Raw genomic sequence first — 15804 nt, 5'->3', positions numbered from 1 at the left:
TCATCCTTACGCCAGCCGCTGCCGAGCCAGCTTGGCACCGGCGCCCAGCGCGATCAGCTTGGCTTCCGCGATGTCCCGCCGCATCGGCGCCATGCCGCAATTGGTGGTCGCGATGATGTTGCCCTTCGGCACGTGCCTCGCGACCGCCTCGATCACCTTGACGACGTCCTCAGCGGTCTCGATCTCGTCGCTGGCGACGTCGATCACGCCGGCCTGCACGATCTTGCCGGGAAGCGCCGCGAGCAGTTCGATCGGCACCTTCGAGTTGCGGCATTCGATCGCGACCTGCTGGATCGTGCTCTTGTCGATGACGGGGAAGGTCTCCTCGTATTGCCGCCACTCGCCGCCAAGCGTCTGCTTCCAGTCGGTGTTGGCCTTGATGCCGTAGCCGTAACAGATGTGCACGGCGGTGGCGCAGGTCAGGCCTTCGGCGGCGCGCTCCAGCGCCTTGATGCCCCAGTCGCGCACTTGGTCCATGTAGACGTTGAAGGCGGGCTCGTCGAACTGGATCATGTCGACGCCGTCGGCCTGCAACGCCTTCGCCTCCTGATTCAAAAGCTCGGCGAAAGCGAAGGCCATCTTCACACGGTCGCCGTAATACTTGTCGGCGATGGTATCGATGATCGTCATCGGGCCGGGCATGGTGAATTTCAGCCGGTTCCTGGTGTGCGCGCGCGCCGCACGGGCCTCGCTCTCGTGGACGCGTCCCTTGAGCTGCAGCGGTGCGACCACCTGCGGCACCATCGCCTTATAGCGGTCCTTGCGGATGCCCATCTCGACCTTGTGGGCGAAATCGATGCCCTCGATTCGCTCCAGGAAGCCGTGCACGAAATGCTGGCGCGCCTGCTCGCCCTCGGTGACGATGTCGACGCCGGCATCTTCCTGCAGCTTGACCGCCAGCACCGTGGCATCGCGCTTGGCGCGGGCGAGCTCGGCGCCCTCCGACTTCCAGGGTGCCCACAGCATGTTCGGCTCCGCCAGCCATTCCGGCTTCGGCAGCGAGCCTGCGATCGTCGTTGGAAACAGCATGGGTGCCTCCCGTTGGGTTCTGATTGAGGGCCTGTGTGCCATGTCCTAAGGTGGAGGTACAGAACAACAAAAGTCTTTGTGATGGGAATAGAACGCCGATGATCGATCTGCACTACGCGCCGACGCCGAACGGCTGGAAGATCTCGATCATGCTGGAGGAACTGGGGCTGCCCTACAAGGTGATCCCGGTGAACATCCGCGCCGGCGAGCAGTTTCGGCCCGAATTCCTGGCGATCAGCCCGAACAACCGGATCCCCGCCATCGTCGACCATCAACCGGCCGACGGCGGCGGGCCGTTCTCGGTGTTCGAGACCGGCGCGATCCTGATCTATCTCGCCGACAAGACCGGCCGTTTCCTGTCGCGGGAGTTGCGTGCGCGGTCGAACGTCATCCAATGGGTGATGTGGCAGATGGGCGGCCTCGGGCCGATGCTCGGCCAGCACGGCCATTTCGCGCTCTATGCGGCCGAGAAGATTCCCTACGCGATCGAGCGCTACCGCGACGAGACCGCGCGGCTCTATGGTGTGCTCGACCGCCAGCTCGGCAGGACCGGCGCCTATATCGCCGGCGACGACTATTCGATCGCCGACATCGCCTGCTTCCCCTGGACCATGACCCACAAGGCGCAGGGTTTTACCCTCGACGATTTCCCGAACATCAAGCGCTGGTACGCCACCGTGCGCGCCCGCCCGCAGGTGCAGGCGGGGCTTGCGATCGGAAAATTCGTCAAGGAGCCGTTTGACGAGGAATCACGCAAGAACATGTTCGGCCAGCGTGCGAAGGAATTGGTCGAGAAGAAATGATGCCCGTTATTCCGCGGCGCGACACAGTCGCGAGCCCTGCGCCTTGCGGTGCATCCCGGAATGACGAGAATGAATGTGGAAAAGACAAAGGGAAACGCCATGATCGAATTCTTCTTCGACTGCTCCAGCCCGTGGACCTATCTCGCCTGGCACAACATCCAGCCGCTCGCGAAGGAGTTCGACGCTCCGATCACCTGGCGGCCGATCCTGGTCGGCGGCATCTTCAACACCGTCAACCCGTCGGTCTACGCGCAGCGCGAGAAGCCGGTGCCGCTGAAGGCGCGCTACATGAAGAAGGATCTCACCGACTGGGCGCGCTCGGCCGGCCTTGCGATCAAGATGCCGCCGACCGTGTTCCCGGTGAACAGCGTCAAGGCGATGCGCGGCTGCATCCTTCTCGGCAACGAGAAGATGGTGCCGTTCGCCCGCGCGGTGTTCGAGGCCTATTGGGGTGACGACAAGGACATTTCGCAGGATGCGGTGCTGACCGAGATCTGCACTAAACTCGGGATCGATCCGGCGCAATTCCTTGCCGGCATCGGCGACCAGGCGATCAAGGATCAACTCAAGGCCAACACCGAGGAGGTGATGGCGCGCGGCGGCTTCGGCTCGCCGACGATCTATCTCGACAAGACCGACATGTATTTCGGCAACGACCGCTTGCCGCTGATCCGCGAGGCGCTGGCACGCCTCAAGGCGCGGGCCGCCTGATGCCGAAAGCCGTCGTTTGCCGCGAGCTCGGCCCGCCCGAGCGTCTGCAGCTCGAGAACTTTGCCTCGGTGCCCTTGCAGCCGGGCCAGGTGCGGGTTGCGATCCGGGCCGCCGGGATCAACTTTCCCGACATCCTGATGGCCGCGGGCGAGTACCAGCTCAAGCCGCCGCTGCCGTTCACGCCGGGGTCGGAAGCCGCCGGCGATGTCGTCGAGGTCAATGGAGCATCCGGTGTCGCCGTCGGCGACAAGGTGATCGTCAAGATGCGCTTCGGCGCCTATTGCGACGAGACGGTTGCAACGCCGTCGCAGCTCGTGCCGGTGCCGTCGACTTTCGACTACGCGGAAGGCGCGACCTTCCTGGCCGCGCACGGCACCGCCTATCATGCGCTGATCGATCGCGGGCAGATCAGGCCGGGCGAGGTGCTGCTGGTGCATGGCGCCGGCGGCGGCGTCGGACTTGCCGCGGTCGAGATCGGCAAGCTGCTCGGCGCCACCGTGATCGCCGCGGCTTCGAGCGAGGAGAAGCTTGCGATCGCCAAGGCGCGTGGCGCGGACCATCTCGTGCTCTATGCGCGCGAGCCGTTCCGCGATGCGGTCAAGCGCCTCACCGACGGTCGCGGCGCCGATGTCGTGTTCGATCCTGTCGGCGGCGAGGTGTTCGAGAACTCGATGCGCTGCATCAACTGGGGCGCGCGGATTCTCGTCGTCGGCTTCACCGGCGGCATCGGTCTTGCCCGCACCAATCTGTTGATGATCAAGGGCGCGAGCGTGCTCGGCGTTCGCGCCGGCGAGGCGGTGCGCAAGGATCCCGCGCTCGGCGAGGTCAGGTTCAAGGCGCTGAGCGAATGGGCCGAGGCCGGCCGGGTGCGGCCGAATATCTCGCACCGGCTGCCGCTGGAAGACTATGCGAAGGCGATGCGGCTGTTGATCGAGCGCAAGGCGATCGGGCGTGTGGCGCTGCTGACGAGGCCGTGAAGCCATAGATCCGTCGGGCAGGCGGCTTGCCAGCGTCCGCCATGCACCGATAGCAGACCAAATTCTGCAGTGCAGCCAAATGACGCGATGGGCCCGGCGTTCAAGGAATCGAACCCAGGTCCGTCGCGTGATATCCTCTGCCGGCTGAGTGTCGTTGCAGGGGGGAGGATATGACATGCGTATCGCTGTGATGGCGGCCGGTGCCCTCGGCGGTTATTTCGGAGCACGTATGGCCGCGGCAGGGCACGACGTGTTCTTTATCGCACGCGGCTCCAACCTCGAGGCGATCAGAAAGAACGGTCTCAAGGTCGAGAGTGTGCTCGGCAATCTTCATTTGCCCGAACCCAACGTGACCGATGATCCTGCCACGGTCGGTCCGGTCGATATCGTGCTGTTCGCGGTCAAGCTTTGGGACAGCGAGACGGCAGCCAGGTTGTCTCTCCCCCTGGTCGGACCGCGCACCCGGGTGATCCCGCTGCAAAACGGGGTCGATAGCGCCGAGAGGATCGCCCCGATTCTCGGCGCCGACAATGTGGTCGCCGGAAGTGCCTACATTGCTACAGTGCTGTCCGCGCCTGGCGTCGTCACCCACACGAGCCAGTTCGCGCGCATGGTCTGCGGCAGAACCGACGGTAAGCCCGATGACGGCCTCAAGGCCTTTGCCGACGCCGCTCAAGCGGCCGGCATCGACATCTCGGTGTCCGACGGGATTGACCGCGAGCGCTGGCAGAAATTTGTATTCCTCGTCGGACTATCAGGCGCGACCGCAACGACTCGCCAGCCGCTGGGGCCGATCCTGGCCGACCCGGATACGCGAGCGTTCTTTTACAGCCTGATGAGCGAGGTGGTGGCGGTCGGCCGTGCCAGGGGCGTTCCCATTCCGGAGAATTTTGCCGAGGACCGAATGAAATTCGCGGAAGCCTCGCCGCCCACCTTCAAGGCTTCCATGCTGCACGATCTCGAACGCGGCAACCGGCTCGAACTCGACTGGCTCGCCGGAAAGGTGGTGGAGTTCGCCCGCCCGCTTGGCATTCCTACGCCAGCCAACAATGCGGTCTATGCCATGCTCAAGCTGCACAGGATGGGTAACGCCCACGCCTAGTCCACCTGACGATTTGTGCTGAATTGCCCCTCTCGCAAGAACGCGATGGTCTGCGCGATCGCATCGGCGTTGCGCACCAGCCAGGGATGCGAGGTGCGGATCACGATGTGATCGGCCATACCCTCGAGCCTGGTGTTGGCGACCGACACCCGGCCGTCATGCGGCCGCGGCAGGGCCATGGAGGTGATCGGATAGACCGAACGGTTGCCGGCAATGATGCCGGCGGAATAATCGATCGGCGGCAGCAGCGCGCTGGTCGCGGCATCGCGGCGGGTGACGAGCTGCTGCCCGGCCGGACCGAAATAGGCGCGATAAGCCGCGAGGTTCTTCAGGCGGTCGGCGATCTCGCTGCCGCCGTTCGGCGTGCCCAGCATCACGACGCGGCCGAGCCGCGCCGGGCGATGCCTTGCCAGATAGACGCGCACCAGAAGCCCGCCCATGGAATGGCAGACGAAGTTCACGGAGCCGTCGAGGCTCTCTGCGAATCGATCGAGCGAGGGGCGGATGTCCTCGGCCAACACGTCGAGTGGCTTGCGCCGGCTATCATAGTCGAGATTGAGGGTGGCAAAGCCGGCAGCCTTCAGTGCCAGCTCCATCCTGCGAAACGAGCGCGCCGTCCTGCTGATGCCGTGCAGCAGGACGACGCCGTCAAGTGTGGACGCCGCTTGACGCCGTTCGTTCACTTATAGTCGCGCTCTTGCCACCACGGGAAATAGTCGGGCATGTCCGACGACACCTTGTTCTTGAACTGCGCGGGGCGCTTTTCCAGGAACGACACCACGCCTTCCTTGACGTCGTCGGAGCGGCCGCGGGCATAGATGCCGCGGCTGTCCACCTTGTGCGCCTCCATCGGATCGTCGGCGCCCATCATGCGCCACATCATCTGGCGGATCAGCGCCACCGACACCGGCGCGGTCTTGGCCGCGAACTCCTTGGCGAGTGCACGCGCGGTCGGCAGCAGATCGGCCGGCGGCACCACCTTGCTGACGAGCCGGCCGGCGAGCGCTTCCTGCGCCGGGAAGACGCGGCCGGAATAGCACCATTCCAGCGCCTGCGAGATGCCGACGATGCGCGGCAGGAACCAGCTCGATGCGGCTTCCGGCACGATGCCGCGCTGGGAGAACACGAAGCCGAAGCGCGCGGCGTCGGAGGCGATGCGGATATCCATCGCAAGCTGCATGGTGACGCCGATGCCGACCGCCGGGCCGTTCACCGCAGCGATGACAGGCTTCAGGCACTTGAAGATGCGCAGCGTCACTTGTCCGCCGCCGTCGCGCACCTGCGGATCGCTGTAGTCGACGCTGCCGTCAGCATTGCGCTTGACCGGGCCGCGCCGCGCATCGCGGTCGAACGTGTTGGCGCCGGATGAGAGATCGGCGCCGGCGCAGAAGCCGCGGCCCGCACCGGTCACGATGATGGCCCTGACGTCGTCGTCCTTGTCGGCTTTGTCGAACGCGTCGATCAGCTCCTGCTGCATCGTGGCGTTGAAGGCGTTGAGCTTGTCGGGCCGGTTCAGCGTGATGGTCAGGATCTGCTCGGCGACCTCGTACTTGATCGTCTCATACGCCATGGGGATGATTTCCTTCCTTTTATTTGTCATTGCCGGGCTCGACCCGGCAATCCATCTCTTCTTTATGAAGAAGATGGATGCGCGGGTCGAGCCCGCGCATGACAATTTGGAAGGCCGAGGCGCTACTTCTTCGGCGGCGTCGGCCACGGCTTCTGCGGGCCGCGCAGGCTTTCGAACGCCTTGCCCATGCCGAGCACGCCGATGTCGTCGAAGCGGCGGCCGATGATCTGGACGCCGATCGGAAAGCCCTTCTTGTCGTAGCCGCCGTTGATCGACAGCGCGGGGTTCTCCGACATATTCCACGGCACGGTAAAGCAGATGTGCTCGAACGGCTTTGCGGGGTCGTTGAGCGGCGCTGCGAACTCCGCCGGGAAGTTCACCACCGGCGACACCGGCGAGATCACGTAGTCGACCTCGCAGAACAATTTCGCGGCGGCCGCGCGGATCGCCATCGTCATGTTGAAGCCGCGCACCACATCGACGCCGGAGAGCTTTGCACCGGCCTCTGCCCAGTTGAGGATGTAGGGCAGGGTCTTGCCGCGGTCGGCCTGCGACAGTTTTGACAGCTCATCCCAGGTCCGGGCGCGCCAGAAATTGTCGAGCCCTTCGAGCATCTCGGGCGTCAGGATGCCGTCGATCTCGGTGATGACGGCGCCGGCGGATTCGAACGCCTTCGCAGCCTTCACGACGACCTCGCGAACCTCCTTCTCGACCTTCTGGCCGGAGCCGGCGTCGAGCATCAGCCCGATGCGCAGCTTGCGCGGCGACTTCTCCAGCGCCTTCCAGTTCACCTCGAGCGCCGGCAGGCTCATGCCGTCGCGGCGGTCGGGACGCGACAGCACGCTCATCATCAGCGCGGCGTCATCGACGGTGCGGGTCATCGGACCGGCGACGCGGCCGACATAGGGCGGGTCGATCGGCACGCGGCCGAGGCTCGGCTTCAATGCGACGAGGCCGCACCAGTTGGCCGGCAGCCGCACCGAGCCGCCGATATCGGTGCCGAGATGCAAGGGACCATAGCCGGCGGCACCTGCCGCGCCAGCGCCGGCGCTCGAGCCGCCGGGGTTCTTGCTGACATCCCAGGGATTGCGGGTCAGCGGATGGAACGACGACAGGCCCGACGACAGCATGCCGTAGTCCGGCATCGTGGTCTTGGAGAAGATCACGCAGCCGGCCTCGCGCAACCGCGCCGCGGGCGGTGCATCCTTCTCCACGGGCGCCAGCTTGACGCTCGCCGCGCCCAGCGGCACCGGCTGCCCCTTGGTCGCGACATTGTCCTTGATGGTGGCGGGAACGCCATCGAGCGTGCCGGCCGGCTCGGCCTGCTGCCAGCGCTCGGTCGAGGTCCTGGCGACCTTCCGCGCCCCTTCCGGGTCGTACAGATACAGCGCCTTGATGTGCGGCTCCCAGGTCGCGACCTGGGAGATGATTTCCTCCAGCACCTCGGACGGCGAGAACTGCTTGGCACGATAGCCGGCGAGCAGGTCGACGGCGGAGAGATCGTGCAGCGACGTGATGGCGTCCCCTTTGGGCTTATGCATGCGCACCTGCCGGCATGCGTTTCTCGATGATGCGGGCGAACATGCTGGCGCCGATCGGCAGGATCTTGTCGTCGAGAACGTAACCGGGATTGTGAACGGGCACGGAGCCGTCATGGCCGACCCAGAAATACGCGCCGGGAATGGCCTGCATCATGTCGGCGAAATCCTCGCTGCCCATCTTCGGCGTCGAGCGCGTGATGACCTTGGCGGGGTCGACGACGGTGCGCGCGACTTCCTCGACGACGCGGGACTGCTCTTCCTGATTCACCAGCACGCTGAAGCCGTCGCGGATCTCGACCGAGATTTCGGCGCCATATGCCGCCGCAAAGCCGGCGGAGATTTCGCGCATGCGCTTGCGGATCAGCTCACGAATCTCGTCGGAGAAGCAGCGCACCGTGCCGCACATCCAGGCTTCGCCGGGAATGACGTTGTACGCCGACCCGGAATGGATCTGCGTGATCGACAGCACCGCAGCCTGCAGCGGATCGACGTTGCGGCTGACGATCGACTGCAACGCCTGTCCGAGCGTCATTGCGATCACGACCGCGTCCTTGGAACGCTCCGGCATCGCGCCATGGGCGCCATAGCCCTGGATCCTGATGTCGAAGAAGTCGGCTGCGGCCATTGCCGGGCCCGGCAGGATCGCGATCTCGCCATGGTTGAGGTCCGGCGCGTTGTGCAGGCCATAGACCTCGTCGCAGGGGAACTGCTTGAACAGGCCGTCCTTGATCATGGCGCGGGCGCCGCCGAGGCCTTCCTCGGCCGGCTGGAAGATGAAATGCACGGTGCCGTCGAAATTGCGGGTCTCGGCGAGATAGCGCGCCGAGCCGAGCAGCATCGTGGTGTGGCCGTCATGGCCGCAGCCGTGGAAGCGGCCGGGAATGGTCGAACGCCACTTCAGATTGGTGTTCTCTTCCATCGGCAGCGCGTCCATGTCGGCGCGCAGGCCGATCTTCTTGGTGCCGTTGCCCTTGCCCTTGAGCACACCGACCACGCCGGTGCCGCCGAGGCCGCGATGCACCTCGATGCCCCAGCTCGTCAGCTTGTCGGCGACGATGCCCGAGGTGCGGACCTCCTCGAAGCCGATCTCGGGATGTGCATGCAGATCCCGTCTGATGGCGGTGAGTTCGTCGGCAAAACTGTCGATGCGCTCAATGGTCGGCATGGCTCTCTATCCGTTTGTGCGTGATGGGGAGGTGGGTGTGAAAGTAGGGCCGTTCGGCTTGATACGAATGCCGGGACGCAAATGTCTCCACGGCAGCGTGGCGGTATCGGCGGGCATCGCGCCGGGAGCGGCGCAGATCAAGAGCTTCTCGGCGATCGGCTCGAAATCGGCGCGGAAGTGCACCGAGCTCTTGTTGACCAAAATCTTCTGTGCCGTCGGCTCGATGCCGACATAGCGGTACATCGCCTGGTCGGCAAGCTGGGCCTTGTAGGAGCCGACCACGACGCGGACGTCGCCGACCCGCAGGCAGGCCGAGGGGCCCATGTCCATGTCGCGGCCGCCGAAATAGGGACCGGGAGCCACGAATTTTCCATCCGAGAGCTGTTCGACGACAAAAGTCTCCCGGTATGGCGCGTCGCCGGGAATGCCGGACTTGCCGCCGAGCTCGAGCGTGACTGATGCCCCGACACCGGCGCTGTGCGCGGCCTTCGCGGATTGCGGGTCGTAGATCACGCCGGTTGCGGCACTCGCCTTGTTGCGCACCAGCGCGCGCAGCATGCCGGTGGTGTCGGAATCGCCGCCGGCGCCGGGATTGTCCTGGGTGTCGGCGATGATGATCGGCTTGCTGGCCGATTTCGCCAGTTCCATCGCCAGCCGCACGCCTTCGTCGGGCGAATAGATCCGGCCGTCGAAATCGTCCTCATGGCTCTCGACCAGGGCGACGACCTTGTCGGCGGCGGCATCCGCATCGGCCTGGGTCCGGCCGTAAGCGAATACGCTCGGCCCGCAATCCCTGAAATCGGCGGCCGGGAAGCCCGGCGCAAACGACAGCGTCGGCACCGCGTCGCTCTCGAGTGCGGCGAGCTTCTGATAGATGCCCTTGGTCGGCTGGTCGTTGGTGCATTGCCAGCTGATCGGGATCAGGAACGGCAGTTGCCGGAATGCCTTTGCGAAGCGCTGCCTGGACTTGAGCATCAGCGCCAGATGCCGGGCGCAGGCGCGGCCGGTTTCGGCCATGTCGACATGCGGATAGGTGCGGTAGGCAATCAGCGCATCGGCATGCTCGATCATCTTTGGCGAGACGTTCGCATGCAGATCGAGGCTCGCCACCAGCGGCAGGTCGTTGCCGATCGCCTTGCGCACGCGGGCCAGCGTTTCGCCTTCACCGTCGTCATAATGCTCGGTGACCATGGCGCCGTGCAGGTCGAGATAGACGGCATCGATCGGTCCGGCCGCGGCGATGCCGTCGACCATTTCCGTCACGATCCGCTCGAACGCATCCTTGCTGACATGCGCCGACGGGCTCGCCGCGGCGAAGATCGTCGGCACCAGCTCCCAGCCATTGGCTTCCGCCGCCTCGACAAAGCCGGCGAGGCCGACATTGATCTTGCGCATGACCTTGAGCACGTCGGCGCCATGCGTCATCGACGGCCAGCCACCGCCATGCACGAAATCGTCATAGGTTGCCTTCGTCGGTGCGAAGGTATTGGTCTCGTGCAGGAAGCCGCCAACGGCAATGCGGGTCATCAAGTCGGTCTCGATACGTTTCTTCGATCATGATGCGATCATAACGACGCGCGTCATGATCTCATCTCGTTGGTTGGAGCGTGATCTCCGGGGAAGACCGGCGTCCACCTTCAGGGCCACGCTCTAGCGCGCGACGTTAAGCGTGTCGTCGCGCCCAGCGCAAGCCGGGGAGCACCAGCGGATTTGCATGCCCTGTGGGCGGAAAGGCTTGAGGCTAAAGACCTAGGCCGTCGCCACAATGCCTTCCGAAACCGGGCGGAAATTCGCAAAATCCCAGCCGCGTCCGGGCGCCGCATCGAGCAGCGCGCGGGTATAGGCCTGCTGCGGATTGGTCAGCACCTCGGCGGCCGGTCCCTGCTCCACAACGCGGCCATGTTGCATCACGGCGACGTCGTCGCAGATTTGTGCGGCGACGCGCAAATCATGCGTGATGAACAGCAGCGCGATGCCCAGCCGGCGCTGGATTTCGTCAAGCAGATCCAGAACCTGCGCCTGCACCGAGACGTCGAGCGCGGACACCGCCTCATCCGCGACGAGCACGTCGGGATCGAGCGCCAGCGCGCGCGCGATCGCGATGCGCTGGCGTTGGCCGCCGGAGAACTGGTGCGGATATCGCGAGATCGCGTCGGGCGGCAAATGGACGAGCTCGAGCAGCTCGCGCGCGCGCGCCAGCGCATCCTTGCGCGGCATGCCGTAATTGACCGGGCCTTCCGCGATGCTCTCGCCGACGGTGACGCGCGGATTGAGCGAGCGGTAGGGATCCTGGAAGATGATCTGGATCTTCTGGCGATGCGGCTGCAACAGCCGGCGCGACAGGTCGGAGATCTCGCGGCCGGCGAGGCGCACCCCGCCGGAGGTCGGATCGATCAGGCGGACGATGCATCGCGCGACCGTCGACTTGCCGGAACCGCTTTCGCCGACGATGCCGAGGGTGCGGCCCTTGCGCAGAGTGAGCGTGACGTTGCTGGCGGCGGCGACCTCGCGGGCTTTGCCGTACAGCGACCGCTCCCGGTAGACCTTGCTGAGCTCGTTGGCTTCCAGCACCACGGGCTCGGTCGTCTCCGGGCGCGGCGCGCGCGGCACCAGGCTCGGCACCGAGGACAAGAGGTTGCGGGTGTACTCCATCTTCGGATTGCGCAGCACGTCCTGCAGCGGGCCGGTTTCGACCAGGCGGCCGTGCCGCATCACCGCGACGCGGTCGGCGATCTCGGCCACCACGCCCATGTCGTGGGTGATGAACAGAACCGCGGTGCCGTGATCGCGTTGCAGGTCGCGGATCAAGGTGAGGATCTGCTTCTGGGTGGTGACGTCGAGCGCGGTGGTCGGCTCGTCCGCGATCAGGAGCTTCGGCTCCAGCACCAGCGCCATCGCGATCATGATGCGCTGGCGCTGACCGCCCGAGAGGCGGTGCGGGTAGGAGGAGAAGATGCGCTCCACGTCCGGCAGCCGCACATGCTCCATCATCGCCAGGATTTTCTGGCGCCGTGCGCGGGCATCGAGATCTGTGTGGGCGCGCAGCACCTCGTCGATCTGGCGGCCGACCGGCACGACGGGATTGAGCGCGGTCATCGGCTCCTGGAAGATCATCGCCATCCGCGTGGCGCGGAGTTGCCGCAGCCGCCGGTCGCTGGCGGTGAGCAGTTCTTCGCCGACCAGCTTGACGCTGCCGCCAGACGGCACCAGCGTGCCCTTCTGCTGCAGGCCCATCACGGTGAGCGATGTCACCGACTTGCCCGAGCCGCTTTCGCCGACCAGGCACAGCGTCTCGCTTTCACGTACCTGCAGCGAGAGGTCGTCGATGATGCGATGCGCATCCGCCTTGCGGCCGAGGCCGACGACGAGATTGCTGATGTCGAGGACGACGTTGGTCATGTCAGGGTCTCTTGGCGCTGCGAAGGAATTTACCCACTGTCATTCCGGGATGGTGCGCCAGCACCAGACCCGGAATCTCGAGATTCCGGGTTCGATGCTTCGCATCGCCCCGGAATGACGGCTTCAGAAGAGCTGAAGCCGTCACTTGCCCTCACGCTGCTTCATGCGGGGATCGAGCGCGTCGCGGGCGGCGTCGCCGATCAGGTTGACGCTGAGAATGGCGATCGAGAGCAGCAGCCCCGGCCAGAAGATCAGCGACGGCTTGACCTGGAAATAGGCGCGGCCCTCGGCCATGATGTTGCCCCAGGTCGGCGTTTCCGGCGAGATGCCGGCGCCGAGGAACGACAGGATCGCCTCGGTCAGGATCGCGGACGCGCAGACATAGGTGCCTTGCACGATCAGCGGCGCGATCGTGTTCGGCATCAAATGCCGCCACATGATCTTCGGCAGGCTGGTGCCGAGCGAGATCGCGGCCTCGACATAAGGTTCCTCGCGTGCGGTCAGCACCACCGAGCGCACCAGCCGCGCCACGCGCGGGATCTCGGGGATGGTGATCGCGACCATCACGGTCCAGATGCTGGCGCCCGACAGCGACACCACGGCGATCGCGAGCAGGATGGCGGGGATCGCCATCAAGCCGTCCATCACGCGCATCAGCACCGCATCGACCCAGCGGAAGAAGCCGGCGACGAGGCCGATCAGAAGGCCGATGGCGATCGAGCAGACGGCGGCGCCGAGCCCGATCACCAGCGAGATCCGTGCGCCGTAGATGATGCGCGACAACAGGTCGCGGCCATAAGCGTCGGTGCCGAGCAGATATTGCGCGCTCGACGGCTTCAGCCGCTGCGACGGCGTCAGCAGCAGAGGATCGTGCGGCGCAAGCAGCGGCGCGAAGATCGCCATCAGGATGATGAGGGCGAGGCTGATCGTCGCAACCGCGATGATCGGCGTCGACGTCAGGAAGCCGAACTTGACGCGGAACGGCCGGGTGACGGGAAGCGAGGATTCGGGAAGGGTTTCGATCGCCATTGCTCAGTACCGGATACGAGGATCGAGCAGGGTGTAGGCGAGGTCGATCAACAGATTGACCGCGACGTAGATACCCGACGTCAACAGGATCATCGCCTGGATCACCGGATAGTCGCGCGCCAGCACCGCATCGACGGTGAGGCGGCCGATGCCGGGCAGATTGAACACGCTCTCGGTGACGACGACGCCGGAGATCAGCAGCGCGAAGCCGGAACCGATCACCGTGATGACCGGCACGGCGGCGTTGCGCAGCGCATGGCGCAGCAGCACGCCGGTCTCGCCGATGCCCTTGGCCCGCGCCGTGCGCACGTAATCCTCGCCGAGCACATCGAGCATCGAGGCCCGCGTCATGCGTGCGATCAGCGCGACATAGATGAAGGAGAGTGTGCAGGTCGGCAGGATGAGGCGCTGGAAGAACGGACCGAAGCCGGCCGAGATGCTCTTGAAGCCCTGTACCGGAACCCAGCGCAGATCAATCGCAAAGATCTGGATCAGCACGTAGCCGATGACGAACACCGGCACCGAGAAGCCGAGCACCGAGAGCCCCATCACGAAGCGGTCGATCCAGGTGCCGTGCTTCCACGCCGCGATCACGCCGAGCGGCACCGCCACCAGGATCGAGAGGATGATGGTGGCCAGCGCGACCGAGATCGAGGGCTCGAGGCGCGGGACGATCATTTCGAGGATCGGCTTGTTCGAGATCAGGGAGACGCCGAGGTCGCCGTGCAGCAACTTGGCGATCCAGGTGTAGAACTGGATGTAGATCGGCTCGTTCAGACCAAGCGAGGTCCGAATGCGTTCGAGCTGTTCGGGCGTCGCGTTGTCGCCGGCGAGGATGGCGGCCGGGTCGCCCGGCGTCAGCCGCAGCAACAGGAACACGAACAGAGCCACCACGCCCATCACGGGAATGGCGGCGAGGATGCGGCGAAGCAGATATCCGAGCAAATTTGATCCGTTGGGTTGTGGTCGATGAAGTCCGCAGCGGGACCGTTGCACACCAGACCGTAGCACAGATGGTAGCAGACTCACGGTAGAACTTGAGCAAGTCCCATGCCATCGGTGCTGCGGATTTTGCGGTGCAGCTAATCAGTCCTGTTGGCCGCGATTATTCCTCCGGTGAAGTTCGAAGCAGTCCACTGGAAGGTGGATTGATTTCAGCTTTGCGCGCGTCGGCGGGCACATCGAGCCCGGCGCCGAACGACGGCGCCATCGGCGGCGTGTCGAGGTCGCGCCAATCGTCGATCGCCTGGGCCACCATCTGCGCCGTCGCCGCCGACAGCGTCCAGCCGAGATGACCGTGGCCCGTATTGTAGAACACGCCCGGAATCCGTCCGGCGCGAACCACCGGCATCATGTTCGGCATCATCGGGCGCAGGCCCGCCCATGGCACGACTTTCGACGTATCGATCTCCGGGAAATGATGCCGCACCCAGTCCACCAGCGGTTGAATGCGATCGGCGCGAATGTCGCGGTTGAAGCCGTTGAACTCGGCGGTGCCGGCGACGCGGAAGCGGTCGGCGCCGAGCCGGCTGGTGACGATCTTCGCAGCTTCATCGAGCAGGCTGACGGTTGGGGCCGCATTCCGGCTTTGCGGCGCATCGAGCTGCACCGTGATCGAATAGCCCTTCACCGGATAGACATTGACGCGGTCGTTGAGCAGGCTGGCGAAGTGGCGGCTCGCCACGCCGGCGCAAATCACGATCCCGTCCGCCTGTAGCTGCTGTCGCGTCGCGACCGCAGCATCATGTGAAGCAGCTTCGTTCCAGCCGATGCGGAAGCCGTCATCGCCGTGTGCGATCGTGTCGACGTCGGCTTCATGGACGAAGCTCGCGCCACGGCGGATGCAGGCGTCGGCAAGCCCACGCGTGAATTTGTGAATATCGCCGGTCGCGTCGGACGGCGTGAAGAAGCCGCCATAGCAGGTTGTCTGCAGCGCGGGTTCGATGACGCGGATCTCGTCCGGGGTCACCGGCCGGCGGTCGAGCCCGCCTTGCTGCAGCAGCGTGTTGACCTTGAGGCCGGCTTCGAAGCCGGCCCTGTCGTGATAGACGTGCAGGATGCCGCGGCGTTCGAGATCGAAGGCGATGTTTTCGCGCTCTGCGATCGAGAACAGATGCTTGCGCGCTTCGATGGCGAGCTTCGTGGTCTCGATGGTGTTGCCGCGATAGCGCGTGATGTGGCCTACGAACTCGCCGATCCAGGAATATTTGTGCCAGCTCGGCTTCGGGTTCATCAGCAGCGGCGCGTCGCTTCTCAACATCCAGCGCAGCCCCTTCAGAATGGTCGCGGCGCTGTTCCATACCTCGGCATTGCTGGCGGAGAGTTGTCCGCCATTGGCGAACGAGGTTTCCATCGCGGCGTAGCGATGCCTGTCAAGGACAGTCACCTTGTAGCCGCGTTCAAGCAGGGCATAGGCCGTCGTTACGCCGGTGATGCCGGCGCCGATAATCGCGATATGTGGCATGATGGTTGTCAGGC

General features: G+C 65.0%; 14 protein-coding genes. 4 read left to right on the top strand and 10 right to left on the bottom strand.

The features are described from left to right. Positions 1-6: 6 nt before the first annotated feature. On the bottom strand, positions 7-1029 hold the full coding sequence (locus tag ACVIHF_RS20000) for a methionine synthase (RefSeq protein ID WP_253639494.1): 1023 nt from the start codon (positions 1027-1029) through the stop codon (positions 7-9). 98 nt (positions 1030-1127) lie between these two features. Here ACVIHF_RS20000 and ACVIHF_RS19995 point away from each other — a divergent pair, with 98 nt between their 5' ends. The 4 genes from ACVIHF_RS19995 (at position 1128) to ACVIHF_RS19980 (ending at position 4622) form a co-directional block, all read left to right on the top strand. After that, a complete protein-coding gene (locus ACVIHF_RS19995; RefSeq protein WP_076830192.1) occupies positions 1128-1832 on the top strand; it encodes a glutathione binding-like protein in 705 nt (234 codons plus the stop codon). A gap of 99 nt (positions 1833-1931) precedes the next feature. Further along, the gene (locus ACVIHF_RS19990; protein WP_168856778.1) at positions 1932-2543 is read left to right on the top strand and encodes a 2-hydroxychromene-2-carboxylate isomerase; all 612 of its coding nucleotides are present in this window, start codon (positions 1932-1934) and stop codon (positions 2541-2543) included. Continuing rightward, a complete protein-coding gene (locus ACVIHF_RS19985) occupies positions 2543-3520 on the top strand; it encodes an NADPH:quinone oxidoreductase family protein (RefSeq protein ID WP_456780300.1) in 978 nt (325 codons plus the stop codon). Before ACVIHF_RS19990 ends, ACVIHF_RS19985 begins: the two co-directional genes overlap by 1 nt. 175 nt (positions 3521-3695) lie before the next feature. After that, complete coding sequence (locus ACVIHF_RS19980; RefSeq protein ID WP_253608005.1) at positions 3696-4622, top strand: ketopantoate reductase family protein; 927 nt, start codon at positions 3696-3698, stop codon at positions 4620-4622. Here ACVIHF_RS19980 and ACVIHF_RS19975 read toward each other — a convergent pair. From ACVIHF_RS19975 to ACVIHF_RS19935, 9 genes are all read right to left on the bottom strand, one after another. Beyond that, on the bottom strand, positions 4619-5305 hold the full coding sequence (locus tag ACVIHF_RS19975) for an esterase/lipase family protein (RefSeq protein WP_456780301.1): 687 nt from the start codon (positions 5303-5305) through the stop codon (positions 4619-4621). The genes ACVIHF_RS19980 and ACVIHF_RS19975 overlap by 4 nt on opposite strands. Next, complete coding sequence (locus tag ACVIHF_RS19970) at positions 5302-6192, bottom strand: crotonase/enoyl-CoA hydratase family protein (protein ID WP_057019086.1); 891 nt, start codon at positions 6190-6192, stop codon at positions 5302-5304. The genes ACVIHF_RS19975 and ACVIHF_RS19970 overlap by 4 nt, the downstream gene beginning before the upstream one ends. Positions 6193-6314: 122 nt before the next feature. Further along, a complete protein-coding gene (locus ACVIHF_RS19965) occupies positions 6315-7733 on the bottom strand; it encodes an amidase (RefSeq protein WP_456780302.1) in 1419 nt (472 codons plus the stop codon). After that, complete coding sequence (locus tag ACVIHF_RS19960; RefSeq protein ID WP_016846360.1) at positions 7726-8898, bottom strand: M20 aminoacylase family protein; 1173 nt, start codon at positions 8896-8898, stop codon at positions 7726-7728. Before ACVIHF_RS19960 ends, ACVIHF_RS19965 begins: the two co-directional genes overlap by 8 nt. A 6-nt stretch (positions 8899-8904) precedes the next feature. After that, positions 8905-10425 carry a M81 family metallopeptidase gene (locus ACVIHF_RS19955; protein WP_253608009.1) on the bottom strand — a complete coding sequence of 507 codons (1521 nt, stop codon included), beginning with the start codon at positions 10423-10425 and terminating at the stop codon, positions 8905-8907. Between the two features lie 222 nt (positions 10426-10647). Beyond that, positions 10648-12297: an ABC transporter ATP-binding protein gene (locus ACVIHF_RS19950; protein ID WP_253608010.1), complete on the bottom strand. Its 1650-nt coding sequence runs from the start codon at positions 12295-12297 to the stop codon at positions 10648-10650. Between the two features lie 141 nt (positions 12298-12438). Continuing rightward, positions 12439-13326 (bottom strand): ABC transporter permease, encoded by an 888-nt coding sequence (locus tag ACVIHF_RS19945; protein ID WP_057019082.1) that lies wholly within the window; start codon positions 13324-13326, stop codon positions 12439-12441. Between the two features lie 3 nt (positions 13327-13329). After that, positions 13330-14271 (bottom strand): ABC transporter permease, encoded by a 942-nt coding sequence (locus ACVIHF_RS19940; protein WP_028336105.1) that lies wholly within the window; start codon positions 14269-14271, stop codon positions 13330-13332. Between the two features lie 160 nt (positions 14272-14431). Further along, the gene (locus ACVIHF_RS19935) at positions 14432-15790 is read right to left on the bottom strand and encodes a D-amino acid dehydrogenase (RefSeq protein WP_456780303.1); all 1359 of its coding nucleotides are present in this window, start codon (positions 15788-15790) and stop codon (positions 14432-14434) included. Positions 15791-15804 lie beyond the last annotated feature (14 nt).

Source organism: Bradyrhizobium sp. USDA 4506, assembly GCF_054058795.1.
The sequence above is the reverse complement of the archived record's forward strand: the minus strand, read 5'-3'. Positions and strand labels throughout refer to the sequence as shown.